This window comes from Acinetobacter pengchengensis, from assembly GCF_982235305.1.
The window spans coordinates 1,405,532-1,431,098 of the sequence record NZ_CEVATJ010000001.1 but is presented as its reverse complement, the minus strand read 5'-3'; the positions used below and the strand labels follow the sequence as shown (position 1 = coordinate 1,431,098).

The following is a 25,567-nucleotide window of genomic DNA, read 5'->3' as shown; positions in this document are numbered from 1 at the left end:
TTTAATCTTAATCAAGTGTATAATTTTAGCATCGTTTTTTTCAATATTTTTTCAATGACACCAGCAGCTAAACTTTTAAAAGCCAAAAAAATTCAATTTTCTATGCATGAATATGAACATGATCATAATGCTAAGAGTTTTGGTTTGGAAGCTGCGGATAAGCTAGGCTTAGATGTCACAGAAGTATTTAAAACATTATTGGTCAGTGATGATAAACATTTCTTTGTGGCGATATTACCTGTCCATCACCAATTAAATCTGAAAAAAGTTGCGGCTGCTTTTCAGTGTAAAAAAATGCACATGGCTGATCCTAAGGATGCTGAGCGTTTGACAGGCTATTTGGTTGGAGGCATAAGTCCAATCGGGCAGAAGAAACAACTGAAAACGGTCATTGACGCATCCGCTCAACAGCTTACAATTATGTATGTGAGTGAAGGGAAGCGTGGATTGGATATTGGTTTAGCTCCAAGTGATTTGGCAAAAGTTTTAAATGCCAGTTTTGTCGATATTGTAGATGTATGATAAATAGAATTTTATATTGCATTGACTCACTCAGATTCAAAATGCAATGTACAAGAAGATCAAATTTACAAAACTCACAAGAGAGTAGTTGAATAAAAATCATAATAATATATTATAAAAACATATATTCTTTGGGTGTTAAAAATGCATGATTATCTTCTAGCATTAATCGGTGGTGGATTACTTGGTCTTGCCGTCGTGGGCTACTTATATGTTCATGGTCGTATTGCAGGCATTAGTGGCTTACTGGCTCAAGTTTTAAATCCGCAAACGCTGTTCAAAACGCCTGCGTTGTGGTTTGTGTTAGGTATTTTCATTGTGCCTTTTTTCTACAGCATCGTGGCTCAACCTAAAGTTGAATTGAATGCAAGCCCATTGATGATGATTGTGGCGGGATTATTGGTGGGCTTCGGTACTCGTTTAGGCTCGGGTTGTACTAGTGGTCATGGTATATGTGGCATGAGTCGTTTATCTAAGCGCTCAATTGTAGCAACAGGGACCTTTATGCTAGCTGGCTTTATAACCGTTTATATCATCCGTCATATCACAGGAGCATTCTAAATGAAAAATTTCTTAGCCTTTATTTTTGGTGGTATTTTTTCAGTTGGATTGATTCTTTCTGGTATGTCGAATCCTGAAAAAGTTTTAAATTTTCTCGATCTTTTTGGTACATGGGATGCAAGTCTAGCGTTTGTAATGATGGGTGCAATTGCGGTTGCCTTTATTCCATTTCAAAGAGCTATGCGTCAAGCTGAACCAAAAACCATTTTAAATGAACCAATTGATTTGCCTAAACAAACTCAAATTGATTCCAAACTGATCACTGGTAGTTTTATTTTTGGTATCGGTTGGGGTATTGCAGGAATTTGTCCTGCGCCAAGTCTCACTTTGATTGGTTTAGGTTATTATCAAGCAATCTATTTTATTGTTGCGATGTTGGTGGGGATCCTCTTTCATCGTAAGGTTGCAGGAGCATAAGATGCACGCAGACATTCAGCATTTTTTTGATGAAAATACCAATACATTCAGTTATGTGGTGAGTGATCCTGTAACACTTCAATGTGCCATCATTGACAGCGTGTTGGATTATGACCCTGCATCTGCGACAACTACAACAACTCATGCTGATGAAATCATTGCTTACATCAATAAAAATGAATTAACGGTTGAATGGATTTTAGAAACGCATGTGCATGCCGACCACCTGACAGCTTCTCAATATTTGAAATCGCAGCTGGGTGGTAAAATTGCCATGAGCCATAAAATTTCGATTGTGCAAGAAACATTCAGTGCCATCTATAACTTGGATATTAAGTATTTCAATTCACATCAATCGTTTGATTATCTGTTTGCAGATCATGAAACTTTTACGATTGGTGAATTACAAGCCTATAACATCCCTACACCAGGACATACGCCTGCTTGTTTAAGCTATGTGATCGGTGATGCTGTATTTGTAGGTGATACCTTGTTTATGCCTGATTATGGTACGGCACGTTGTGATTTCCCGAAAGGCAGTGCAGGGCAGTTGTACGATTCGGTGCAATCATTATATGAGTTGCCTGAAGAAACACGTGTGTTTTTATGCCATGATTATTTACCAGAATCACGTGAACGATATGAACATGAAACACTGCTTAAAACTCAAAAAGAACAGAATATTCATATTCATACAGGGGTAAGCAAAGCTGAATTCATTGAGATGCGAACCCAACGTGATGCCACTTTAACGATGCCTAAATTGATTTTGCCATCTATTCAAATCAATATGGATGCAGGTAAGTTTCCACAACCTGAGGCCAATGGTATTCGTTATTTGAAGTTGCCTTTGAATTACTTTAAATAAAATTTTAAGAAAGGTTCATCTTGTATAATATTGCTTTGGCTTATACGAATAGCCTAAGCAATATTATAAGTTTATCAATGAAAAGCACATTTAAAGTTTGATTTATAAACACAAAACTCATTAAATAGATCAATCATTTGTATACAAGTTTAGAGTTTATTTTATGTTGTTAAATTATCAAATCACGCAAAATGAGCCTGAATCTAACTTGCCACCTTTGGTTTTTATTCATGGTTTATTTGGTAGTTTGAGTAATTTAGGCATGATCGCACGTGCATTTCAAGAACAGCGTACCGTGATTCAATTAGATGTACGTAATCATGGTAAATCTGCACACCGTGATGACATGAATTATGCAGTAATGGCCCAAGATGTTTTAGAAACGCTGAACAGTTTGAATATCGAACAGTTTTCTGTAGTTGGGCATTCAATGGGGGGCAAGGTTGCAATGACTTTAGCACCTCTAGCAGCCGAGCGTTTACAACAATTGGTTTTATTGGATATTTGTCCTTTTGCTTATTCTGAAAATCGTCACGATCAAATTTTTACCGCTTTGTTTGCTGTGCAAGAAGCACAAATTGAAAGCCGCCAAGTGGGGATGGAAATAATGCGTGAGCATCTTCAAGAAGAAATGGTTGTGCAATTTTTAATGAAGTCATTTAGCAAAGGGCAATGGTTATTTAACTTAAATGCGCTATATGAACATTATGCAGAAATTTTGTCATGGCAGACGGTGCAGAGTGATGTAGAAACTTTATTTATTCGTGGTGGTAATTCGCCTTATATTGAGAAGCCCGAGCATTATGCTGCCATTCAAGCACAGTTCCCGCATGCAAAAGTTGAAACTATCGCTCATGCAGGGCATTGGTTACATGCTGAAAAAACCGAAGAAGTCCTTGCATTAATGACTGAGTTTTTAGATTAATCTTGTCCTGCAGTTTTTGGTACTCAATGATCTAAGATCCCGATTTTTTTAAATCAATTTTAAGCCACTACTGCATTTGGAGTATTGGTTTTTATTCGGACTAATCTGCATAGATAAACGGTTTAGCTTTTATCTTTAGCAATAAAAAAGAGCTGATGTTGAGTCATCAGCTCTTCATTTTAAACATGAGCAAACTTAAATTGCTTATGCTTTTTCTTCTTCATTACCAGCAATTTGCTTGAGTAAATGCTTTTCAAGATAGTGAATATCCATTGCTTGTTTGCAGAATTTTTCATCTTGCAGAATCAAGTCCTTGTGCAAAGGAATGTTGGTTTTAATTCCTGTTAAGATAGTTTCATCCAAGGCTTGACGCATACGCGCAATACTGGTTTCACGATCTTTACCATGCGCAATCAGTTTAGCAATCATTGAGTCGTAATACGGCGGAATGCTATAACCCTCGTAGATGTGTGAATCTACACGAATACCTGCACCACCTGGCGCATAGAAGTGTTCAATTTTCCCCGGTGAAGGTAAGAAGGTAGTTGGGTCTTCTGCATTAATACGACATTCGATTGCATGACCACGAATTTCAACCTGATCTTGCTCAATGTCTAAACCTAAACCAGCAGCAATACACAATTGTTGTTCAATGATATCAATACCTGTCACCATTTCAGTTACAGGGTGCTCAACCTGAACACGTGTATTCATTTCAATGAAGAAGTATTCGTCATCTTCAAATAAGAATTCAAAAGTACCTGCACCACGGTATTGCATTAACTTACATGCATTAACACAAGCTTCTAAAATATCGGCACGTGCTTGTTCTGGTAAATTAGGTGCTGGCGCTTCTTCAAGTACTTTTTGGTGACGGCGTTGTAAAGAACAGTCGCGGTCATAAAGGTGAATCGCGTGGCCGTTACCATCACCCAATACTTGCACTTCTACATGGCGTGGTTTTTGTAAGAAACGCTCCATATAGACCGTGTCATCACCAAACCACATTTCTGCATCACGTTGAGCCGCTTGAACTGATTCAAGCAGGGTGTCTACGCGTTCTACAATACGCATACCTCGACCACCACCACCAGCAGCAGCTTTTACAATGAGCGGAAAACCAATTTCTTTGGCTTCGGCTAAAGCATTGTGTGTTGTAACGGCATGCGCTGAACCTGGTACAGTCGGTACGCCAGCTTTACGCATTGCAGTAATTGCAGAAACTTTGTTACCCATTAAGCGAATATGCTCAGGGCGTGGACCAATGAAAATGAAACCTGAACTTTCTACAATTTCAGCAAATTCGGCATTTTCAGCAAGGAAACCATAACCAGGGTGAATAGCGTCTGCACCTGTAATTTCTGCTGCAGTAATAATTGCAGGAATATTTAGGTAACTTTCGCTGCTCGCACCCGGACCAATACATACAGCTTCATCACAAAAGCGTAAGTGCATCAGGTCTTTATCGGCATCTGAGTAGATACCCACGGTTTTGATCCCTAAAGTTTTGCAAGCTCGGGTGATGCGCAGGGCAATCTCACCACGGTTTGCAATTAAAACTTTTTGCAACATTGTGAATCCCCGAGGTCTTAAGCGCGGTAGCGAAAGAGTGGTTGACCAAATTGAATCACTTCGCCATTTTTAACTAGAATTTCTTCAATTACCCCACTTTGAGTTGCTTCAATTGGGTTCATGATTTTCATTGCTTCGATAATACCAAGCGTTTCACCAGCAGAAACAGTTTGACCCACTTTAATGAATGGTGCTTCACCTGGGCTTGGTGCTGCATAGAACACGCCAACCATTGGAGAAGTTTCAACTGCACCACGTGGTGAAGATTTAGGTGCAGATGGTACTTCTGCAGAAGGTGCAGGCATTGCAGGAACTGCTGCCGCCACTACTGGACTGCGACGAGTTAATGCAATCGACTGATCGCCTTCTTTAACTTCAATCGCTTGTAAGTCAGATTCAATCATCAAGTCGATGAGTTTCTTGATTTTACGAATATCCATGGACAGTATTCCTAGTTTAAGATTGTGTAGTAGGTTGAATTTTTTCAAGAACAAAGTCGAGTGCTGCGGCATAGCCTTTTGCGCCTAAACCGCAAATCACACCAATGGCTTTGTCTGATAAATATGAATGATGTCTAAACGCCTCACGTGCATGCACATTCGACAAATGGACTTCAATAAATGGAATAGCGACCCCTAACAAAGCGTCACGTACCGCAACAGATGTATGTGTCAATGCAGCTGGATTAATAATGATATATTGTGTGCCATCTAACGCGGCTTGATGAATTCGGTCTACAATTGCGCCTTCCCAATTACTTTGGAAAGTATCTATAGAAATTGATGTTTTTTGCGCTTGTGAAATGAGCTGTTGATTTATATCCTCAAGAGTGAGGTAACCATAAACTTCGGGTTCACGCTTTCCTAGCAAATTTAGATTCGGTCCATGAATAACCAAAATGGTCGAACTCATTCCGCTTGCTCCAATAAATAATTGCAATAATACTTTGCAAGATGTCTGCAAAGTTTGCTAATTATGGCATAAAATTCCACATTTTTTTTGTAATTTGTTTAATTTGACGTAGAAAGAGTGTGCCAAAATGAGGCTCTATAATGAAAACTTTGCGGGGAATTCGCAATGTTAAAAAATTACATTTTTATTTTTTTTTGCTGATTTTTATATTTTAAAACAACTGACAAATCTATTCATTTGTTTTCTGTAAAGACTGATCCGGCGAGTGACTTGAAGAGGCTTGATTCGGAATATTAAGGCCAAAAAACAGTCAACATCAATTTCACATTTCTCTATCGCATGATATTTCGCTTCCGTTTTTAAAAAATACTTATTCCATTTTTTTAGGTTATTCAAAGTAGATGAATACATAAATCGCTGCGGAGCAGCTGATACGTTTTGTGATCATCGTTAAAGTGAGGATGGTTTGTATAGAAAGATGATCTCGCCAATAAGATATTTTAAAATATAACTTTGTTTAAATAAAACATAAGTTTAAGTTGAATATTTAAATTGATGTATTTATCTATGTTTTTAGGTTGTAATGAGTGTTCCTACACTGCATATTATATTTTGTGTAGGGTGCTGTTGGTTTTATATACACTTCAATTAAGTTGTAGATTGATCACAACACTAAGCACCTACACGATCTGCACGGATATCTACCTCATTTAAAAATATGAAGTGGAATTGAAAAAAAGGCGGTGAAAGTTTCAGCTATTTTTTCTAGCAATGTTCTTCTACACAACAACTCACAGCATCCCTATCATGGATAAACGTTTATAAGGCATTGACCTTTTATTTCAAAAATCCCCTTAAAATGGCGTTATTGTATAGTTGAGCTATATGTTCGGTATTAGCAAAAGTTATGTGATCTTGTTCTGAATCTCGCCTTAATTGCGATTAACGCTCGGAAAAGCTTAATCAGCCTGTTGTTTCTCTGTGGCTGTATCTTGGGTAGATGTGTTTTGATTTAATATCAATTGACTCAGTTGTACATGCGTTTTAATAGCAGTCAACGGCGTGCGCAGTTCATGCGCAGCAAAGAGTGCGGTAGGTTTTATGTTGTTTCACCATCAAGCAGATTAGAACCTGAAGATAATATTTTATATAATAGTATATTATATTTATGTATATTAAATTGGTAACTTTGCTTAAATTCAGTAAAACTGTATTTATAGCATTATCAATTCATCTAAATCACTTTATAATGTTGTCGCATATTCTGGAGTCGCTGTTATTACCGCTGCGCTAACTTCAAACCTTATTTTTTAAGTCTAATTCTCCTCCTTGATTCGGCTTATAAATCAATATTCTAATTTTTTGTGTCTGAGTAGGCACAGACAATAGGTGCCTACATGGAAATTAAAGTCAATTATTTAGACAACTTGCGTCTTGAAGCTAAATTTGACGATTTTACTGTCATTGCCGATCAGCCCATCCGTTATAAAGGTGATGGCTCTGCACCAGGCCCATTTGATTATTTCCTGGCGTCATCAGCATTGTGTGCTGCATATTTCGTGAAGGTTTATTGCCAGTCACGTGATATTCCGACTGATAACATTCGTTTATCACAAAACAATATTGTCGATCCTGAAAACCGTTATAAACAAATTTTTAAAATTCAGGTGGAATTACCTGCAGATATTTCTGAAAAAGACCGTCAGGGTATTTTACGTTCCATTGATCGTTGTACTGTTAAAAAAGTGGTACAGACTGGCCCTGAGTTTGTGATTGAGCAAGTCGAAAGTATTGATGCCGATGCGCAAGCTTTGCTGATGCCAAACTTGACTTCATCTCATGCGACTTTTATTGAGGGTAAAGATTTACCGCTTGAAGAAACCATTGCCAATATGTCGGGTATTTTGGCAGATTTGGGCATGAAAATTGAGATTGCCTCATGGCGTAATATCGTACCAAATGTCTGGTCACTGCATATTCGTGATGCGCAATCGCCAATGTGTTTTACCAATGGTAAAGGTGCGACCAAAGAAAGTGCGTTGGCATCTGCTTTAGGTGAATTCATTGAGCGTTTGAACTGTAACTTCTTCTATAACGATCAGTTTTGGGGCGAAGAAATTGCCAATGCCGAGTTTGTGCATTATCCAAATGAAAAATGGTTTAAGCCTGGCCCAAATGGTGAATTGCCTAAAGAAATTTTAGATGAATATTGCCTAGAAATTTATGACCATGAAGATGAATTGCTTGGTACACATCTATATGACACTAACTCAGGCAATACTGAGCGTGGTATTTGTTCATTGCCATTTGTACGTCAATCCGATGGTGAAACGGTATATTTTCCATCAAATTTAATTGAAAATTTATATTTAAGTAATGGGATGAGTGCAGGCAACACGCTTGCAGAAGCTCAAGTGCAGTGTTTATCTGAAATTTTTGAACGTGCAGTCAAGCGCGAAATTATTCAGGAAGAAATCTGCCTACCTGATGTGCCGCAAGAAGTTTTGGCGAAATATCCAAGTATTGTGGCAGGTATTCAGGCTTTAGAAGAGCAAGGCTTCCCCGTATTGGTGAAAGACGCATCTTTAGGCGGTCAATTCCCTGTCATGTGTGTGACCTTAATGAACCCACGTACAGGCGGTGTATTTGCTTCGTTTGGTGCACATCCTAATTTTAAAGTGGCTTTAGAGCGTAGCTTGACCGAGTTATTGCAAGGGCGCAGTTTTGAAGGTCTGAATGACTTGCCACAACCAACGTTTAGCAGCAATGCAGTTACAGAGCCAAATAACTACGTTGAACATTTCATTGATTCTAGTGGTGTAGTGTCTTGGCGTTTCTTTAGTGCGCAGGCAGATTTTGAGTTTGTAGAGTGGGATTTCACCAACAATGGTCAATATAGCAATGTAGAAGAAGCCGAGGCTTTATTTACGATTCTGGAAGATTTGGGCAAAGAATCCTATATGGCGGTATATGAACACTTAGGTGCAACTGCTTGCCGAATTTTAGTGCCCGATTATTCAGAAGTGTATTTGGTGGAGGACTTGATTTGGGATAATACCAATAAAGCCTTGCTTTACCGTGAAGATATTTTGAATTTACACCGTTTGGATGACGCCCAACTTGAAGCCTTGGTTGAGCGTTTGGAAGAATGTGAGCTGGATGACTATACCGAAATTAAAACCCTGATTGGTATTGAGTTTGATGACAATACAGTTTGGGGACAACTGACCATCCTTGAATTAAAGCTATTGATTTATCTGGCATTAGAACAGTTTGAAGAAGCTAAAGATTTGGTCGAAGCATTTTTACAATACAACACTAATACCGTAGAACGTGGCTTGTTCTATCAGTGTATGAATGTTGTGCTTGAAGTTATTTTAGATGATGAAATGGATATTGCCGATTATGCAGTCAATTTCCGCCGTATGTTTGGCAATGAACGGATGGATGCGGTCATGGGTTCTGTTGAAGGCAGCGTACGTTTCTATGGACTCACCGAAACCAATATGCAGCTTGAAGGTTTAGATCGTCACTTACGTTTAATCGACAGCTACAAAAAACTGCATAAAGCACGTGCTAAGTTTGTCGGACTAAATGAAGGTTGATCTTGCTTAAATCAGATCATGTTCATCCAAATAATCATCACAAGAAGATGGTTGTTTGGATGAACGGTTTTATAAATATCCTTTCTTGATGTAACTGAAGTATATAGAAGCGCAATCAAAGACGAATCAGATCACAACTAAAAAAGCACTAATCGCCAAGTGCCAATAAGCCTTCCCAGCTAAAATAATTAGGGCTTAAATGGCTGCGCTGCATTGCCCACGTGCGGTCTTGTAATTTACATGCGCCAATAGCAAGTTTTTGCATACCATATTTATTTTTCACGGTATCTAATACCTGCTGTAATTGTTCCTGTTTTTCAATGACGTGCGTATCTGCAAGTAGGTCGGGAATATAGCCTTGCTTTGGCTCAAGTCCTGTTAAAATCACACCACATTTTTTAAAGACAATGCCTTCTTGAAATAGGGTAGAGATATGCTTCATGATGGCTTTGTTCATGATTAATGCAGAATCTGTTGGTTCATTAAAGGCAATAGTCACCGATTGATTGTAAAAAGCTTGGCGCTGATCAAAACGACTGGATTGCGCAAAAATAATCATACAGGAACATAAACTTTTTTCTTTTCTAAGCCTTTGCACCGCAGATTGTAAATAATCGCTCAGTGCTTCCGAAAGTGCATGAATGTCGGTGACTCGTTGTCCAAAAGAACGTGAGCTGATGATTTGCTGTTTACTCGCTGTGGTTTGTTCTAGTTCAATACACGGCGTACCTGTTAGTTCCAATATGGTTTTTTTCATTAAAATTGAAAATTTACGTTGCATTTGCTCAGGATCACTGATCGCTAAATCAAATACAGAATGAATCTTTAAAGCGTGCAATTTTTTTGCAAGTTTTCGGCCCACCCCCCAGACTTCAGCGACATCAATGTGTTGAAATAAGGCTTCTTTGCTACATAAGTCCATATGGAGTAAATTACACACGCCGTTGAAATAACTATTTTTCTTGGCGAGATGATTGGCCAGTTTGGCTTCAGTTTTACTGTGACCGATACCGACACAGACAGGGAGAGCCAGCCATTGCCATAAAGTTGCTTTAATTTCTTGCGCCCATTCATTTAAGTCGGTCTGAGAATATGAACTCAGTTCAATAAAGGTTTCATCAATTGAATAAATTTCAATGTCTTTTGCACTAACAAATTGTTGAATCGTATTATTAAAACGTCTAGACATTTCCGCATAGAGTGCATAGTTACTTGAAAAGACAGCAACATCATGTTGTTGAATCAATTCTTGAACTTGGTAAAAGGGCACAGCCATTTTAATGCCAAGTTGTTTGGTCTCTTCGGAACGTGATACCACGCAACCATCGTTATTGGAGAGCACCACCACAGGACGATGATTCAAATGTGGTTGAAACAACCGCTCACAGCTCACATAACAATTATTGATGTCAATCAGCGCAAAAATTTGCTTTAAAGGTTTCATGTATATTCTGCTTATTTGACTTTTATTATGGTGTGCTGGTTTAAGCCATCAAGTTTTTTAAGTTCCACGTCACCACCGCAAAGACTTCAAACGTTTGCCCATCTTTCAGGTAAATGCTGTCATAGTCGGGGCTTTCTGCTTTGAGCCAAGCTTCAGGCAAAGTGGCAGGGTCGTAGTCTTCACCAAAATGTTCAGCCAATTCACTTTTGGACATTTTGGCTGTAATCATCAGGCGTTTAATAGTCAGGTCTTTTTGGTCGATTAATGCAACCACAATGCTGCGGTGTTTGGCTTCTTTGCTACGATCTACCAATACAATATCGCCGTATTCAAGCCCTGCGTTTACCATAGAGGTGGTGCGTACCACATTTAAAAAGGTCGCATTTTCATTGGAAATGAGATATTCATTCAAATCAATATTTTTATCAATATAGTCTTGAGCAGGTGAAGGAAAACCTGCAGGAATGGATTCGACAGCAACTGGAAGCGGTAAAACGGTACGTTTGCAAACAGGCTGAAAGTCATATTCTTTCAGCAATTCTATCTGTTCTAGAATGGCATTCAAGGTTAGGCTAGGCTTACCATCCATACCCATGATTTTTTGTAATGACGCCCAAGCAGCATCAGAGAAGTAAATAGGTAACTTCTTAGACATGAGATTACTCCTACGCAACGAGGCGTGTTTGAAGTGAAATTTGATGTGTTGATAGCATAGCTGAAAATGTGAATAAGATTCAATCTGCCTGCATGCTTGATTGCTAGATATAGATAACACTCTACGATTGCATAGCTATACAAACACAATCCTTTAGGTTAGGATTTTTCTATTGCAGCAGCATATTTAAAGATTGGCGTGCATGTTGTTGAAGATATTTATTTATCGAATGAAAAAGTTGAATCTTTGCTGTTGGAATTCATCAATGCACAACTTGAACCTGAGTTTTTGATGCAGGATTTCATTAAACATCAGGGCTGGTCTTTGGCTGAATGTTTTAAGCAAAATACTGAACATGAAATTGACTTTGCGCAAATCAGTTGCCCGATTAAAGTCAAAGCAGAATATCAAAATCATCGTTTAAACGTCATTTTCTGGTTGAATTTCATCTGACCACGACGCTTTTTTTAATTATGAGCCAGAAGAAAATAGCGTGACTTATTTTCCTACATGATAAAAGATTTCATCTGACCGATAATATTTTTGGCTCTAGACTAGCAGATTTGCACTTAGTTTTACCTAATGAGGTCCCACAACTCTGTTGCTAGCTCATTAGACTCCCTCATCCAACGCCATTCTGTTTCTTTAAGATGATAATCAAAATACTCTTTTGATATACCGTTGAACTTTGCTAGCCTTCTTTTACAAAAGCTCCAGAATGATTCTATTCCATTTATATGACATTGTCCTCTGGCAAATTCATTCGCTCCATGATTTACTCTAAAATGCTTTGAGTAACCAACATCTACCAAACCATTGTATCCACGCCAACCATCACTATAAATTACACTTTCAAGTGCAACTTTACCTAAGATAACTTGTTGTAATGTAGTCTTTTTACAATCAGGGACTATTTCTGTATAAACTCGACCATTCCTTTCAAATATTCCAAATACAGGTTGTTTTAAAGTACCTCGACCTCGCTTCAATTTCCCATGAAAACCACGTTGTCTTTTTGCTCCAAAATAGCTCTCATCAACTTCAATAGAACCTACAAACTTTGCTCTTAAATCTGTTTGATGATCGTAGATTGCTTCTCTAAAAAGCATGTACCAATAGTTGATGGTATTACGGTTCAAGTTAAGCAATAAGGCTGTTTTAGAAGCAGGAATATCAATGCAAAAGCACTGAATAATTTTTTTAATCTTATAGTGACTTAATTTACTGTTTTCTATCATGATTCTAGACTAACATATCTATTCTGCTAGTCTAGAGCCTATTTTTTATGATGCCTATATAGGTGAAAATTTGCAGGCTTGGTTGCAAAAAGATTCGTGATTTTACAAGCTAAACGTGAAATACAAGTGAACTCATTATCATGGTATGCAGATTATAATTTGCCTCAAGTCACACAAAATATTGTGTCTTTTGTGAGTGAGGCTGCTTATTACACTGGTTTAGGGTTTAGATCAGATTGTAGATAAAGTGAATTTACATTTGCGACAAGCTAAGACCGTTAATTAAATAGCTCTGCATCCATCTAAAAATAATTGTTGGAGATGGATGACGGGGAATATATGACTACACAATGCTGATTAGATTTACACAATGCTGATTAGGTTAAGGAATATTGAAAATGACCACAATCACACCTAATTTAGGTCATGGCATGGGCAATGACTGGGAAAATAAAGATTGGGTTCATATTACAGTTCCAGAATTACACCACCTGCAACCTTATTATCCATGTTTGCAAGGGAGTGTTCAGATTCTGTGGTGTAGTCCACGCCCATTTTCTTCGGCAGTGTTGGTTGAAGTCATGCAGGCTTTAGCCAGTACAGGCCAAACAAATCTTTACCCCTATTTTATTAAGCGTAGCCATCGTTCATTTCGTCGTGCCCAAGATATTTTACAAGAGCATGCTGTTTTACAACATTTAGCCAGTAAAAACATTCCTGTTGCGACATTAATTAGCTCTAATTGCGGACAAACCGCTTTAGAACTGGGTGATTGGACTTATGAGGTTTATGAAAAAGCAGCTGGCTTTGATCTATATATCGATCAGCAATCGTGGACGCCTTTTTTCTATACGGAACATGCCGCTAAAGTGGGTAGTTTACTTGCGAAACTGCATACCGCCATGCAGGATTTTCCTGAGTTACACGGCAGATCGACTCGTTATTTGGTCTCGAATCAGCAGCTTTTAGAAAGTGAAAATATTGTAACGGCTATTCAGCAACGTATTGATAATAGCCCTGAATTGAATCGTTATTTTGCCGATAAAAACTTAGATGCTGTTTTTTTAGAGCGCATATTCCAGACGCATCGTAAAATTAAGCATGTATTGCAGCAGGCGACTAAAATTTGGACGCATAATGATTTGCATGCTTCCAATTTGTTTTGGTCTACGCAAAGTGCCGATGCCAATATTACAGCGGTGATTGATTTTGGCTTATCGGATCGAAATTCAGCGCTGTATGACCTTGCGATAACGATTGAGCGTAACTTTATAGATTGGCTGGCTTTAGAACATACGTCACAAATTAGTATTGATGAAGCGGGTTTAAGCGCGTTTTTACAAGCGTATTGTGCAGAAATACACTCACAACAAGACTTTAGTATTCTGCCAGAACTGCTAAAAATTGTGCATTTGGATTTCGCATTTTCAGAACTTGAATATTTTGTCGGGATTACCCAAAACCTGAAACATGCCGATGCTGCTTATTATGATTGGATTGTTGGACATGTAAATTGGTTTTTTACAGAGCAAGGACAGAAATTTACCCAGACTTTTACTCGATTACTTCAACGCGAATTGTCATAATCTGTACAACTAAATGCCTCAAGCATCACCACTTTTTTAATGCAAGATTTTGTATGTACAATTGTAAATTCAAACAGAATATATTCACTGCGCCTTTAAAAATCTTCATTCTGTCAGCGCTGTGTTGAGAACCTTGGGTTGATGCAGAAAATGGTATTCAATAATTTGATACGATTGTCATCACAGCCAATGAAACCACGCCGTATTTTAGTTTTACAGTAAAGACTGAGGGTTTGCGTACAGATTGTTTACAAAAAGCGCCTGCCTCTATTTCTGTTATTACTGCAGATGCGATTGTCGATCAATTTAATTTATGGTTTGAATGTACAGCATAGCTCTGCTGCTGGAACAGGAGTACATTTAGAAATATTTCAACTGCCAATCATCACTATAACTGCTGAAAAGCAGGATGAACGTCATTCTTCATCTCAAGCGATTACACAGTTCAACCACAATTGACTAGGTCTTAATTGAGAAGTGTCCGTTTTAATTGGGGGCTATTACACAACATCAATTCACTGACAACCTACGTGTTAATGCTAACTGAACCTTACTGGGTTTACAACAGGCATTCAGCTAAATAAAACGTTAGGCTCTAGACTAGCAGATTTGCACTTAGTTTTACCTAATGAGGTCCCACAACTCTGTTGCTAGCTCATTAGACTCCCTCATCCAACGCCATTCTGTTTCTTTAAGATGATAATCAAAATACTCTTTTGATATACCGTTGAACTTTGCTAGCCTTCTTTTACAAAAGCTCCAGAATGATTCTATTCCATTTATATGACATTGTCCTCTGGCAAATTCATTCGCTCCATGATTTACTCTAAAATGCTTTGAGTAACCAACATCTACCAAACCATTGTATCCACGCCAACCATCACTATAAATTACACTTTCAAGTGCAACTTTACCTAAGATAACTTGTTGTAATGTAGTCTTTTTACAATCAGGGACTATTTCTGTATAAACTCGACCATTCCTTTCAAATATTCCAAATACAGGTTGTTTTAAAGTACCTCGACCTCGCTTCAATTTCCCATGAAAACCACGTTGTCTTTTTGCTCCAAAATAGCTCTCATCAACTTCAATAGAACCTACAAACTTTGCTCTTAAATCTGTTTGATGATCGTAGATTGCTTCTCTAAAAAGCATGTACCAATAGTTGATGGTATTACGGTTCAAGTTAAGCAATAAGGCTGTTTTAGAAGCAGGAATATCAATGCAAAAGCACTGAATAATTTTTTTAATCTTATAGTGACTTAATTTACTGTTTTCTATCATGATTCTAGACTAACATATCTATTCTGCTAGTCTAGAGCCAACGTTAAATCTAAAAGACCCAAAATTTTTCTGGGTCTTTTTTTATGAGAATAGATAATATTTTAAACAACGGTCACTTCTTGCTGATAAATACAGGATTGCGCAATCTGTTTTTTTTTGGCTGCGGTCATTTCAATATTTTCCCATTTATCCATCTGCTGCAGAAGCCAGATAAAATCATCGACTTTCGGTTTGGCACTTTCTCCAACAAAATTCCGGATAATATTCTTGATTTTGTAAAAGTCATAGACATGCCGCTGGGCGGAACATTCAAACTGAATAATCTGATAATCCACCAGCATGTTCCATACGTCTGATAAATCGCTGCGCTGCTTTAAATCATCCTGCGCTTTTTGTACAGCCTTGACCACTGCCTCTACGGTAAATGGATGCTGTTCTGCCCATTCCTGAGTCATGGCCAGAACCTTGTCGGCAACTTTAGGAATGACATTCTGGCTTGCAGCGACAATTAAACTATAGCCTTCAAGCTTGGCCTGAATATTCCAGGGTTCTCCCACACAAAAGCCATCAAAGACTTGTTCCGAGATTCCTTTTACCATCGAAGCTGGTGGTGAGGTCATGAGCTGAATCTTGTGGGCAATATTGACATCTGTCAGGGCTAACCATTCTTTTATACAATAATGATGAATTGAGTGCTTATAGACATAGGCCAGATTCATTTTCTGCTGTTGTTGCAAGGCCTGCACCAGTTTTTGAGAACTGCTTTTTTCATCATCTTCTGCATCAATTCCCAATTCATGACACAGATCTTGACGCAGGCTGATAAAAGCCTGATTCATGCTCAGTACCAACGGGGTTTGCAAAGCCACCTGTAACTGGTCTGTACCCAGAGCAGCAGCAGGTAGCATGGCGGACAAACAATGCGCAGCGTCCAGAAAGCCATAGGCCAGACGGTCTCTTAAACTGGACCAGGAGGCCTCCCGGATTAAGTTGATGGTTAATCCCTGTTCGGCAAAATAACCCTGTTTTTCGGCCCAGAGAATGGCCACACAATCAAGCAAAGGAATATAGCCAATATTGAGTTCAGTTTTTTCTAATGTGGACATATGCTTTTCCTTATTGGCCCAATAACAGCTTCTGTGCATCCAGTAAGCGTCTGGCCATTTCACCAATGGTAATCCGGTGACTCATGGCATTTTTACGCAATAAAGCAAAGGCTTGTTCTTCCGTTAAGGCATGTAGCTGGATGAGCAGTGCTTTGGCTTTATCAATATCTTTACGATCAATCAGCTTGTCCTGGGTTTCTTTTAAATCATTCAGCAGCTTTTTATGCTTGCGAAACTGTTCAATTGAAATTTCCAGAATGCTTTCTAGTTTGGTGGGATCAATACCATCGACAATATAGGCCGTGATTCCGGCATCAATCGCACTCTTGATGGTGTCTTTATTGGAGTTCTGGGTAAACAGCACGGTCGGGAGTTCATATTGGCTGACACAACTTTCAATAATATCCCGATGCGGATGATCCATATTCAACAGGATCACATCTGCATGAATGCCTTTGACATGTACCATATTCAGGTCATTCAGGATTAAGCAGGCCACCACCTGAAAATCATGTAAAAGCAGGGATTCCTGGATGAATTGGGCACGCTCCAGATCATCATCAATAAGAGCAATTCGTAATTTGGACATGGAATATTTTCAAGTAAGGCCTAAGGAATATTCAAGCAGGATTAAAGCAAAAAACATGCCATTAAATTGGTGCATAAAATTTCGTTTTTCTGTTCAATTTAGTGCACAGCTTTAGGGATTTCAGCTGATGGCTGATCAAAATGAAGCGTTTAGGTAGATCATCTGCCTGAAACAAGGCATTTTTCTATTAAAAAAGTTGGCACGGTTTCTGCATTTATTAAATCGTCAAAGATGACTTTCAATACTAACAACGGCCAACGATGTCCGTTCTGATCGTAATTGCATTTTCAAAAAATGTGATTGGTATTTCGTTCAGCACAGGATAAATGACATGGTCAGTTGTTCAGCAATACAAAACGCACAAGCGTTTCAACCCTTCCTCCAGCATTACAAAGTGCTGGGTCGCGGTATTTACAACATATTCAATCAGCAGACATATCAATGCCTAGACGTGATATGTGGCTTTTTATCATCTTTAAAAAAACAATAGTTGGAGTGCAGATATGAAAATTCTCATGATTGGGCATGGCATGGTGGGGCATAAATTCATCGAATCTGTACTGGAACAGGCCGGTGATGACATTCAGCTGACCATTTTGGCAGAAGAGCCACATTTAGCTTATGACCGGGTACATTTGACCGAATATTTCAGCGGCAAGTCGGTCAAGGATCTGAGTCTGTGTCGTAGTGATTTTGCCGATGCTTATGGCATTGATTTGCGACTTAATACTAAAGCGGTTGAAATTGATCAGCTCCATAAAACCGTCACCACCAGCCAGGGTGATGTGCTGAGTTTTGACAAGTTGATTCTCGCTACCGGTTCTTATGCCTTTGTGCCACCAATCCCGGGCAATGACCGTCAGAATTGCTTTGTTTATCGTACCATTGAAGATCTTGATGCCATTCGCGCAGCCAGTCTGAATGCCAAAACTGGCGTAGTGATTGGCGGCGGCTTGCTAGGGCTGGAAGCAGCGAAAGCCCTGCGAGATCTGAATCTGGAAACCCATGTCGTAGAATTTGCTCCGCGTCTGATGGCGGTGCAGATTGATGATCTGGGCGGCCAGATACTGCGCTCTAAAATTGAAGACCTGGGTGTCAAGGTACATACTCAAAAGGCCACCTCGAGTATTGAAGATGGTGACAGCGCTCAGCATGTAATGAAGTTCGGAGATGGTTCGGTGCTTGAAACCGATATCATCCTGTTCTCGGCCGGCATTCGTCCGCGTGATGAACTGGCGCGCCAAAGTGGTTTACTGATTGGTGAGCGTGGCGGCATTATCATTAATGATTATTGCCAGACCTCACATCCGGACATTTATGCCATTGGTGAATGTGCACTTTGGGACAATAAAATTTATGGTCTGGTTGCACCAGGCTATGACATGGCGCGGATCGCGGCAAAACATGTCCTAGGCCAAGAAAGTCATGCATTCGCTGGTGCGGACATGAGTACCAAGCTCAAACTGATGGGCGTGGATGTTGCTTCTATTGGTGATGCACATGCCATGTCCCCAGGTGCTTTGAGCTATTTCTATGCTGATGAAGCCGCGCAGGTTTATAAAAAAATCGTGGTGTCAGCAGATAAGACCAAGCTACTCGGTGCGGTGCTGGTGGGCTGTGCCAAAGAATATAGCGATCTTTTACAAATGATGCTGAATGGTCTGGCTGTACCGGAGCAACCGGAAAGCCTGATCATGCCGGGCTTTGATCAGTCAACTTCCAAATCGGGTGGCAGTGGTGTCGATTTATTGCCTGACAGTGCGACCATCTGTTCATGTAATAACGTTTCCAAAGCGGATATCTGTTCAGCCATTGATGGTGGTGCAACTTCATTGGGTGCACTGAAAAAATGCACACAGGCTGCAACGGCGTGCGGTGGCTGTGCACCACTGGTAACGCAGGTTCTCAAATCTGAATTACAGCGTCAGGGTGTCACGGTGAACAATCACCTGTGCGAACACTTTGCCTATTCACGTCAGGAACTGTATCACCTGGTACGCGTGCATGAAATCAAGACATTCTCTGACCTGATTCAGCAACATGGGCACGGCATGGGTTGTGATATTTGCAAACCGACTGTAGCCAATATTCTGGCATCCTGCTGGAATGATTTTGTTCTGAAACCAAGTCATGCCGGTTTGCAGGATAGCAACGACTACTACCTCGGCAATATCCAGAAAGATGGTTCTTATTCGATTGTGCCACGTGTGGCAGGCGGCGAGATTACTCCGGATGGCCTGATTACCATCGGTCAGATCGCCAAAGATTATGGTCTATATACCAAAATTACGGGCGGACAACGAATTGACATGTTTGGTGCACAGGTACATCAGCTGCCTGAAATCTGGGAAAAACTGATCAATGCTGGTTTCGAGTCCGGACATGCCTACGGCAAATCCTTACGTACGGTGAAATCTTGTGTGGGTAGTACCTGGTGCCGTTTCGGAGTCGATGATTCTGTCGGCTTGGCGATTTTCCTGGAGAATCGTTATAAAGGCCTGCGTTCACCACATAAAACCAAAATGGCAGTATCCGGCTGTACCCGTGAATGTGCAGAAGCACAGAGCAAGGATGTCGGTGTCATTGCCACCGAAAAAGGCTGGAATCTATATGTATGCGGCAATGGCGGCATGAAACCGCGCCATGCTGAACTGCTCGCTTCGGATCTGGATACTTCCACCCTAATCAAATATATCGACCGCTTCTTTATGTTCTATATCCAGACGGCGGACCGTCTGCAGCGCACCAGCGTATGGCGTGACAATATGGAAGGCGGTCTGGACTATCTGAAAGATGTCATTGTGCATGATTCACTAGGCATTGCTGCTGAACTGGAAAACCGTATGCAGCATGTGATTGGCACTTATCAGGATGAATGGCGCACCGCGATTGAAGATCCTGAAGTACGCAAACGCTTTAAGACTTTTATTAATGCCAAAGCAGCCGAGCAGAATGACCCGCATATTCAGTTTGCACCTGTACGTGGCCAGATTCGTCCAAAGACAGAAGCTGAACGTGATTTAAACCGTATTCCAGTGGTTGAAGCCTAAATACCACAGTCAGGGAGAATGAAAATGACAATTTTAAAAGACATGAACGAACTGAACTGGTACGAAGTCTGCAATCTGGATGAGATCACTCCGAATACCGGTGTGGCAGCCCTGATTGAAGATCAGCAGATTGCAATTTTTCGCGTGGGTCAGGAACAGCGGGTGTATGCACTCAGCAATCAAGATCCATTTAGTCTGGCCAATGTCATGGCACGTGGCATTCTGGGTGATCTGCAAGGTGAGCGTGTAGTCGCATCCCCAATTTATAAGCAGCATTTCAGTCTGGTGACCGGCCGTTGTCTGGAAGAGCAAGACCAGAAATTACTGGTATTTCCAACCCGAATTGAAAATGGCAAAGTTCTGGTGAGTCCGACTCCACAAAAGACCTATATTTCCAGTAATGGTCAGAACACAGAGCGTTTAAAACTGGTACTGGTCGGAAATGGGCTGGCGGGCATGCGCTGTCTGGAAGACTTGCTGGATATGGCGCCAGATCGTTATGACATTACCGTGATTGGGGAAGAGCCATGGGGCAATTACAACCGGATCATGTTGTCACCGGTATTGTCTGGTGAGAAAAGCTTTGCAGAAATTATGCTGCATTCAGCCGACTGGTATGCCGAAAAAGGCATTCGATTCATCGCTGAAGATGCTGCCAGCTCTATCGACCGTTCACGTAAGCAGGTTCATACCGAAAAAGGTGAAATCGTTGCTTATGATCGTCTGATCCTCGCTACTGGTTCCAAACCCTTTATACCACCAATTTCAGGTGCTGAACTTGAAGGCGTGATTAGCTTCCGGGATATTCAGGATGTTAACCACATGCTGGATTACTGCAAAACCAAGCAAAATGCCGTCGTGATTGGAGGTGGGTTGCTGGGTCTAGAAGCAGCTTATGGACTGAAGCAGCAGGGGATGAATGTAACTGTGCTGCATCTGATGGACCGTATTATGGATCGTCAACTGGATATGAAAGCCAGTCAAATGCTGAAAAAATCAATTGAAGATAAAGGCATCCGAATCATCACTGAAGCCAACACCGAAGAGCTGCTCGGTATAGACGGCCACGTGACTCAACTGCGTTTAAAAGACGGGACAGTGCTGGATGCTGATTTGGTAGTTTTTGCCGTCGGGATTCGACCAAATAAAACTCTGGCTGAACAGGCTGGCTTGCGCTGCAATCGTGGAGTACTGGTGAATGACACCATGCAAACCTATGACCCGAGTATTTATGCAGTGGGTGAATGTATTGAGCATCGTGGTCAGACTTTTGGATTGGTTGAACCCTTATGGGGACAAGCCTTTATCTGTGCGACGCATCTGGCTGAACATGGCCGACTGACCTTTAAGGCACCGACTGTTCCGACCCAACTCAAGGTCAGTGGATGTGATGTCTTCTCGGCCGGAAATTTTGAACCTCAGGATGATTTTGAAGATATCGTGCTGAATGATGAAAAACGTCAAATCTATAAACGGATCATTATCCAGCAGGACAAGGTCATTGGTGCGGTGCTATTTGGCGATACCGAAGATGGAGCTTGGTATGCAGAACTGATTGCAGATCAGACACCGATTAGTAATATCCGCAGCAAACTGCTTTTTGGTCGGGATTTTGCATTAAAAAAGGCAGGGTAATCGGATCAATCTCCCAACCCCTCTTTAAACAAGAGGGGAACCTCTCTCCTTTATTAAAGGAGGGTTGGTGAGGATTAAAGCTTTTGAGACATAGAAAAAATTTAAATCAAACCTGTAAAAGCTAGATATCAGCGTTTTGGTGAAACAAGTGAATTTGGATGATTAAGGAGCACAGCAGCAATGAATAGTATTCCGGTTATGGAACTACATAGCTCTACTGAATCCCAAATAAAAACCACTCAGACAACCTGTCCTTATTGTGGAGTAGGCTGTGGTGTCATCGCGCACGTAAGCCAAACCTCGATGGGTGAAAAGGTTCAGATTGAAGGCGATGTTCAGCATCCTGCGAACTTGGGCAAGTTGTGTATTAAAGGCAGTCATCTTGCCGATACACTTGGCTTAAAAACCCGGCTTCTACATCCGATGACAGGTCGAAATGAACAGCGGCAAATAAGTACTTGGGATCATACCATTTCAAGTATTGCCAATAAATTTCAGCAATGTATTGATCAGTATGGGCGCGACAGCATCGCCTTTTATGTCTCCGGCCAGCTTTTGACTGAAGACTATTATGTGGTGAACAAGTTTGTAAAAGGCTATCTCGGTACTGCCAATATTGATACCAATTCAAGACTGTGCATGTCATCTGCTGTGGCAGCGCATAAACGGGCTTTTGGCGAAGATCTGGTACCGGCCAGCTATACAGATTTTGAGCAGACAGAAATGGTGGTTCTGGTCGGATCCAATACCGCCTGGTGCCATCCGGTGCTTTATCAGCGCATCATGAAAGCCAAAGAAGAGCGGGATTTATTTGTGGTAGTGATTGATCCACGCTTTACCGCAACCTGTGAAGCGGCAGACTTACACTTACCCATTTTACCCGGTCAGGATGTCGCGCTGTTTAATGGCTTGTTGCAATATCTTCAGCAAAATGGTCATGCCGATCTGGATTTTGTTACACACCATACTCAAGGTCTGGAGCAGGCGCTTGCCAGTAGCTCGACAGAGTCATCGCTTGAAAGCGTGGCAAAACGTACCGGTATTGCTATTGAAAAATTAACCTTATTTTTTCAGAAATTTGCCCAGAACGAAAAAATCATGAGCCTGTTTTCCATGGGCGTAAACCAATCCTCTCAAGGAGTAGACAAAGCCAATAGCATTATCAACTGTCATTTATTGACAGGAAAAATAGGCAAACCCGGTTCGGCACCTTTTTCCATGACCGGACAGCCGAATGCGATGGGCGGACGGGAAGTCGGGGGGCTGGCCAATATGCTGGCCAGTCATCTGGATTTGGAGAACCCGCAGCATCAGCAACTGGTGCAGGACTTCTGGCAAAGCCCGGTCATCGCGCGGCAGCCCGGATTAAAAGCAGTAGATTTATTTCAAGCGGTGGAAAGCGGAAAAATCAAGGCCATCTGGATTATGGCCACCAATCCGATCGTGAGTTTGCCCAATGCAGATCAGGTTAAACGCGCTCTGGAAAAGTGTGAATTTGTAGTGGTTTCCGATATTTGTCTCGACACTGATACCACGCAATATGCCGATGTACTGTTACCGGCACTGGGTTGGGGCGAAAAAGATGGCACAGTCACCAATTCGGAGCGCCGTATTTCACGGCAAAAGGCCTTTTTGCCGGCTCCGGGTGAAGCCAAAGCAGACTGGTGGGCCATTTCCCGGGTGGCTCAGGTCTTAGGTTTTCGCGGTTTTGACTTTAACAATAGCCATGACATTTTTCTGGAACATGCCCGTTTATCTGCCTATCAGAATGGTTCACTTTCGCAACGCGCAGATACGCCAAATTTCCGCTATTTCAACCTGCAAGGTTTAACTCATCTCAGTTTTGCAGAATATCATAATCTGGCACCGATCCAGTGGCCAGTCTGGGATAAGCAAGAAGTTCATCAGGTTGGTCAACTATTTAGTCAAGGCCAGTTTAGCCATGCAGATGGCAAAGCCAGATTGGTGCCAACAGTTGCAGCCGATCCGGTACATGCTATTTCTACTGAATATCCGCTGATCCTAAATACCGGACGGATCCGCGATCAATGGCACACCATGAGCCGTACCGGATTATCTGCCAGTTTATCCCAGCATCGTGCCGAGCCTTATTGTGAGTTGCATCCGCAAGACGGGCTGAAATATGGTCTGAAAGATGGCGAGCTGGTCGAGGTGAAATCCGCTTGGGGAAGTTGTGTACTCCGTGTGCAATTTTCACAAAATATGCGACGTGGCCAGATTTTTGCACCGATTCACTGGAACGACCAGTTTGCGTCCGATGCGCGGATTGGAAAAGTGGTAAATCCGGTGGTTGACCCGATTTCTGGCGAGCCAGAATTTAAGCATACTCCAGTGATGATCCAGCCATTTTATACCCAGTGGCAGGGCGTGCTGTATGTACGGGAAGGCTTTGAACAACAGATCCAGACCATGATTAAAAATACGGTGTGGTGGAGCAAAATTCAAACCACTCAGGCCATCCGTTATGAATTGGCAGACCGACGCCGTTTTTCTGACATCACCGGGCAGATCAAGAGTCTCTTAGACTTTAATGATGAAAGCTTTGAATGGCTGAATCTCGAAGATCAAACGGCGCATATCAGTCATAGTGTGGTGCTTCAGGATGGCCAGTTAATTGCCAGTTTTTATATCGCACCGGCGGCATTATTGCCAGATCGTGACTGGGTGGCTGGCCTGTTTAGACGTGAACGTCTGAGTGCATTGCATCGTAAAGCATTGCTGGCAGGTCAGGCCATGTCGATGGGAAATAGTGAAGGAGCATTGGTCTGTAGCTGTTTTAAGGTCGGCAAGAACCGAATTATTCAAACCATTAAAGATAAAAATATCACGCATGAAAAACAGGTGACTGCATGTCTAAAAGCCGGAGGAAATTGCGGTTCGTGTTTGCCAGAAATTAGAGGCCTGATTAAGGCCTGCCAGACGGAGTGCATAGAATGAAAAGAAGAGTGATGAAGACGGTGTCTTATCCGGAAACCGACGTGGTGATTCTGGCCGGAGGTTTAGCGCGACGCATGAATGGCATCAATAAATTGCTGCACAAATTTGATGATGAAATCCAGCTGATTAAAATCCATCAGCAACTGAAGTCCCGGGCAAGCAAAGTTTGGGTCAATAGCCATCGGGATCATTCCATTTATAAACGGATGATTCCTTCGATCGACTTTTATCAGGACGATGAACCCGGCTTTCAGGGACCATTAATGGGCATGAAGAGTGCCTGGTTACATGTGCAATCTGATTATGTGTTGTTTGTGCCTTGTGATGTGACCTATATTCCAACAAAGGTCATTTCACGTTTACATCAGGCCCTGCAACGACATCCTTTATGTGAAGTAGCGGTGGTTGAAATCAATGAAAAGGCATTGTTTCCATTTTGTCTGATGAAACGCAGTAGTTTACCTACTCTTATCCAACATCTCGAAAATGATCAGCACAGTTTAAAACTCTGTTTTGCTGACATGCATATGCAGCTGGCAAGTTTTAAAAATCGTGCCCTGTTTTTTCACAGTATTAATTCATTTGATGAGCTACAGCAGCATCAGCAACTTAACTTTCTCTAGCATTTAAAATGTGAAAA

At 41.0% G+C, this 25,567-nt stretch carries 22 protein-coding genes and 1 pseudogene; 13 read left to right on the top strand and 10 right to left on the bottom strand.

Features of this window, described 5'->3' with window-relative positions; all coding sequences use genetic code 11:
* The first annotated feature begins 54 nt into the window (after positions 1 to 54).
* The 5 genes from ybaK to AC0T5Z_RS07000 all read left to right on the top strand — a co-directional run bounded on the left by ybaK (position 55) and on the right by AC0T5Z_RS07000 (position 3,293).
* Positions 55 to 522 (top strand): Cys-tRNA(Pro) deacylase, encoded by a 468-nt coding sequence (gene ybaK / locus AC0T5Z_RS07020; RefSeq protein ID WP_435337718.1) that lies wholly within the window; start codon positions 55 to 57, stop codon positions 520 to 522.
* A gap of 144 nt (positions 523 to 666) precedes the next feature.
* The gene (locus AC0T5Z_RS07015; RefSeq protein WP_291333549.1) at positions 667 to 1,083 is read left to right on the top strand and encodes a YeeE/YedE family protein; all 417 of its coding nucleotides are present in this window, start codon (positions 667 to 669) and stop codon (positions 1,081 to 1,083) included.
* Complete coding sequence (locus AC0T5Z_RS07010; RefSeq protein ID WP_291333551.1) at positions 1,084 to 1,500, top strand: DUF6691 family protein; 417 nt, start codon at positions 1,084 to 1,086, stop codon at positions 1,498 to 1,500.
* 1 nt (position 1,501) lies between these two features.
* Complete coding sequence (locus tag AC0T5Z_RS07005) at positions 1,502 to 2,368, top strand: MBL fold metallo-hydrolase (protein WP_291333553.1); 867 nt, start codon at positions 1,502 to 1,504, stop codon at positions 2,366 to 2,368.
* Positions 2,369 to 2,531: 163 nt separating this feature from the next.
* Complete coding sequence (locus tag AC0T5Z_RS07000; RefSeq protein WP_435337717.1) at positions 2,532 to 3,293, top strand: alpha/beta fold hydrolase; 762 nt, start codon at positions 2,532 to 2,534, stop codon at positions 3,291 to 3,293.
* A 204-nt stretch (positions 3,294 to 3,497) separates the two neighbouring features.
* Here the strand turns inward: AC0T5Z_RS07000 and accC are convergent, their stop codons facing one another.
* The 4 genes and pseudogenes from accC to AC0T5Z_RS06980 all read right to left on the bottom strand — a co-directional run.
* The gene (gene accC, locus AC0T5Z_RS06995; RefSeq protein ID WP_435337716.1) at positions 3,498 to 4,865 is read right to left on the bottom strand and encodes an acetyl-CoA carboxylase biotin carboxylase subunit; all 1,368 of its coding nucleotides are present in this window, start codon (positions 4,863 to 4,865) and stop codon (positions 3,498 to 3,500) included.
* A gap of 17 nt (positions 4,866 to 4,882) precedes the next feature.
* On the bottom strand, positions 4,883 to 5,305 hold the full coding sequence (gene accB, locus AC0T5Z_RS06990) for an acetyl-CoA carboxylase biotin carboxyl carrier protein (RefSeq protein ID WP_004973838.1): 423 nt from the start codon (positions 5,303 to 5,305) through the stop codon (positions 4,883 to 4,885).
* A 16-nt stretch (positions 5,306 to 5,321) separates the two neighbouring features.
* A complete protein-coding gene (gene aroQ / locus AC0T5Z_RS06985; RefSeq protein WP_435337715.1) occupies positions 5,322 to 5,777 on the bottom strand; it encodes a type II 3-dehydroquinate dehydratase in 456 nt (151 codons plus the stop codon).
* Between the two features lie 989 nt (positions 5,778 to 6,766).
* A pseudogene (locus AC0T5Z_RS06980) lies at positions 6,767 to 6,868 on the bottom strand (histidine kinase dimerization/phospho-acceptor domain-containing protein); the annotation flags it as partial.
* 306 nt (positions 6,869 to 7,174) lie between these two features.
* Between AC0T5Z_RS06980 and AC0T5Z_RS06975 the strand changes: the two are divergent.
* Entirely contained in the window at positions 7,175 to 9,382 is a 2,208-nt protein-coding gene (locus AC0T5Z_RS06975; protein WP_291333575.1) for an OsmC domain/YcaO domain-containing protein, read from the top strand.
* Between the two features lie 148 nt (positions 9,383 to 9,530).
* Here AC0T5Z_RS06975 and AC0T5Z_RS06970 read toward each other — a convergent pair whose 3' ends face one another.
* Together AC0T5Z_RS06970 and umuD are read right to left on the bottom strand one after the other, a co-directional pair.
* On the bottom strand, positions 9,531 to 10,826 hold the full coding sequence (locus tag AC0T5Z_RS06970; protein WP_435337714.1) for a Y-family DNA polymerase: 1,296 nt from the start codon (positions 10,824 to 10,826) through the stop codon (positions 9,531 to 9,533).
* Positions 10,827 to 10,866: 40 nt separating this feature from the next.
* Positions 10,867 to 11,481: a translesion error-prone DNA polymerase V autoproteolytic subunit gene (umuD, locus tag AC0T5Z_RS06965; protein ID WP_435337713.1), complete on the bottom strand. Its 615-nt coding sequence runs from the start codon at positions 11,479 to 11,481 to the stop codon at positions 10,867 to 10,869.
* Between the two features lie 198 nt (positions 11,482 to 11,679).
* On the opposite strand from umuD, the gene AC0T5Z_RS06960 reads away from it, so the two are divergent.
* Positions 11,680 to 11,934: a hypothetical protein gene (locus tag AC0T5Z_RS06960; protein WP_291333581.1), complete on the top strand. Its 255-nt coding sequence runs from the start codon at positions 11,680 to 11,682 to the stop codon at positions 11,932 to 11,934.
* Positions 11,935 to 12,056: 122 nt separating this feature from the next.
* Here AC0T5Z_RS06960 and AC0T5Z_RS06955 read toward each other — a convergent pair whose 3' ends face one another.
* Positions 12,057 to 12,719, bottom strand: coding sequence for an IS1595 family transposase (locus AC0T5Z_RS06955; RefSeq protein WP_473786247.1), 663 nt, complete (start codon positions 12,717 to 12,719; stop codon positions 12,057 to 12,059).
* Between the two features lie 398 nt (positions 12,720 to 13,117).
* Between AC0T5Z_RS06955 and AC0T5Z_RS06950 the strand changes: the two genes are divergently transcribed.
* A complete protein-coding gene (locus AC0T5Z_RS06950) occupies positions 13,118 to 14,305 on the top strand; it encodes a phosphotransferase enzyme family protein (protein ID WP_435337843.1) in 1,188 nt (395 codons plus the stop codon).
* Positions 14,306 to 14,599: 294 nt separating this feature from the next.
* On the top strand, positions 14,600 to 14,764 hold the full coding sequence (locus AC0T5Z_RS06945) for a hypothetical protein (RefSeq protein ID WP_435337844.1): 165 nt from the start codon (positions 14,600 to 14,602) through the stop codon (positions 14,762 to 14,764).
* Between the two features lie 162 nt (positions 14,765 to 14,926).
* Here the strand turns inward: AC0T5Z_RS06945 and AC0T5Z_RS06940 are convergent, their stop codons facing one another.
* The 3 genes from AC0T5Z_RS06940 to AC0T5Z_RS06930 all read right to left on the bottom strand — a co-directional run bounded on the left by AC0T5Z_RS06940 (position 14,927) and on the right by AC0T5Z_RS06930 (position 17,284).
* Positions 14,927 to 15,589 (bottom strand): IS1595 family transposase, encoded by a 663-nt coding sequence (locus tag AC0T5Z_RS06940; protein ID WP_473786247.1) that lies wholly within the window; start codon positions 15,587 to 15,589, stop codon positions 14,927 to 14,929.
* A 101-nt stretch (positions 15,590 to 15,690) separates the two neighbouring features.
* Positions 15,691 to 16,695 carry a CmpA/NrtA family ABC transporter substrate-binding protein gene (locus tag AC0T5Z_RS06935; protein ID WP_435337640.1) on the bottom strand — a complete coding sequence of 335 codons (1,005 nt, stop codon included), beginning with the start codon at positions 16,693 to 16,695 and terminating at the stop codon, positions 15,691 to 15,693.
* A gap of 10 nt (positions 16,696 to 16,705) precedes the next feature.
* Complete coding sequence (locus tag AC0T5Z_RS06930; protein WP_070154220.1) at positions 16,706 to 17,284, bottom strand: ANTAR domain-containing response regulator; 579 nt, start codon at positions 17,282 to 17,284, stop codon at positions 16,706 to 16,708.
* A 503-nt stretch (positions 17,285 to 17,787) separates the two neighbouring features.
* Here AC0T5Z_RS06930 and nirB point away from each other — a divergent pair.
* The 4 genes from nirB (at position 17,788) to mobA (ending at position 25,550) form a co-directional block, all read left to right on the top strand.
* Complete coding sequence (gene nirB, locus AC0T5Z_RS06925) at positions 17,788 to 20,334, top strand: nitrite reductase large subunit NirB (protein WP_291333591.1); 2,547 nt, start codon at positions 17,788 to 17,790, stop codon at positions 20,332 to 20,334.
* Between the two features lie 24 nt (positions 20,335 to 20,358).
* Entirely contained in the window at positions 20,359 to 21,969 is a 1,611-nt protein-coding gene (nirD, locus tag AC0T5Z_RS06920) for a nitrite reductase small subunit NirD (RefSeq protein ID WP_435337635.1), read from the top strand.
* Positions 21,970 to 22,149: 180 nt separating this feature from the next.
* On the top strand, positions 22,150 to 24,927 hold the full coding sequence (locus AC0T5Z_RS06915) for a molybdopterin-dependent oxidoreductase (protein ID WP_435337636.1): 2,778 nt from the start codon (positions 22,150 to 22,152) through the stop codon (positions 24,925 to 24,927).
* A complete protein-coding gene (gene mobA / locus AC0T5Z_RS06910) occupies positions 24,924 to 25,550 on the top strand; it encodes a molybdenum cofactor guanylyltransferase (RefSeq protein ID WP_435337637.1) in 627 nt (208 codons plus the stop codon). The genes AC0T5Z_RS06915 and mobA overlap by 4 nt, the downstream gene beginning before the upstream one ends.
* The last annotated feature ends 17 nt before the right edge of the window (positions 25,551 to 25,567 follow it).

What these genes read in the sequence shown, in the direction of transcription:
- AC0T5Z_RS06975 (WP_291333575.1), top strand. Translation starts at nt 7,175, where the DNA reads ATGGAAATTAAAGTCAATTATTTAGACAACTTGCGTCTTGAAGCTAAA.
- AC0T5Z_RS06935 (WP_435337640.1), bottom strand. Translation starts at nt 16,695, where the DNA reads ATGTCCACATTAGAAAAAACTGAACTCAATATTGGCTATATTCCTTTG.
- AC0T5Z_RS07010 (WP_291333551.1), top strand. Translation starts at nt 1,084, where the DNA reads ATGAAAAATTTCTTAGCCTTTATTTTTGGTGGTATTTTTTCAGTTGGA.
- umuD (WP_435337713.1), bottom strand. Translation starts at nt 11,481, where the DNA reads ATGTCTAAGAAGTTACCTATTTACTTCTCTGATGCTGCTTGGGCGTCA.
- AC0T5Z_RS06970 (WP_435337714.1), bottom strand. Translation starts at nt 10,826, where the DNA reads ATGAAACCTTTAAAGCAAATTTTTGCGCTGATTGACATCAATAATTGT.
- AC0T5Z_RS06930 (WP_070154220.1), bottom strand. Translation starts at nt 17,284, where the DNA reads ATGTCCAAATTACGAATTGCTCTTATTGATGATGATCTGGAGCGTGCC.
- accB (WP_004973838.1), bottom strand. Translation starts at nt 5,305, where the DNA reads ATGGATATTCGTAAAATCAAGAAACTCATCGACTTGATGATTGAATCT.
- AC0T5Z_RS07000 (WP_435337717.1), top strand. Translation starts at nt 2,532, where the DNA reads ATGTTGTTAAATTATCAAATCACGCAAAATGAGCCTGAATCTAACTTG.
- ybaK (WP_435337718.1), top strand. Translation starts at nt 55, where the DNA reads ATGACACCAGCAGCTAAACTTTTAAAAGCCAAAAAAATTCAATTTTCT.
- AC0T5Z_RS07015 (WP_291333549.1), top strand. Translation starts at nt 667, where the DNA reads ATGCATGATTATCTTCTAGCATTAATCGGTGGTGGATTACTTGGTCTT.
- AC0T5Z_RS06940 (WP_473786247.1), bottom strand. Translation starts at nt 15,589, where the DNA reads ATGATAGAAAACAGTAAATTAAGTCACTATAAGATTAAAAAAATTATT.
- mobA (WP_435337637.1), top strand. Translation starts at nt 24,924, where the DNA reads ATGAAAAGAAGAGTGATGAAGACGGTGTCTTATCCGGAAACCGACGTG.
- AC0T5Z_RS06955 (WP_473786247.1), bottom strand. Translation starts at nt 12,719, where the DNA reads ATGATAGAAAACAGTAAATTAAGTCACTATAAGATTAAAAAAATTATT.
- AC0T5Z_RS06915 (WP_435337636.1), top strand. Translation starts at nt 22,150, where the DNA reads ATGAATAGTATTCCGGTTATGGAACTACATAGCTCTACTGAATCCCAA.
- accC (WP_435337716.1), bottom strand. Translation starts at nt 4,865, where the DNA reads ATGTTGCAAAAAGTTTTAATTGCAAACCGTGGTGAGATTGCCCTGCGC.
- AC0T5Z_RS07005 (WP_291333553.1), top strand. Translation starts at nt 1,502, where the DNA reads ATGCACGCAGACATTCAGCATTTTTTTGATGAAAATACCAATACATTC.
- AC0T5Z_RS06950 (WP_435337843.1), top strand. Translation starts at nt 13,118, where the DNA reads ATGACCACAATCACACCTAATTTAGGTCATGGCATGGGCAATGACTGG.
- nirB (WP_291333591.1), top strand. Translation starts at nt 17,788, where the DNA reads ATGAAAATTCTCATGATTGGGCATGGCATGGTGGGGCATAAATTCATC.
- aroQ (WP_435337715.1), bottom strand. Translation starts at nt 5,777, where the DNA reads ATGAGTTCGACCATTTTGGTTATTCATGGACCGAATCTAAATTTGCTA.
- nirD (WP_435337635.1), top strand. Translation starts at nt 20,359, where the DNA reads ATGACAATTTTAAAAGACATGAACGAACTGAACTGGTACGAAGTCTGC.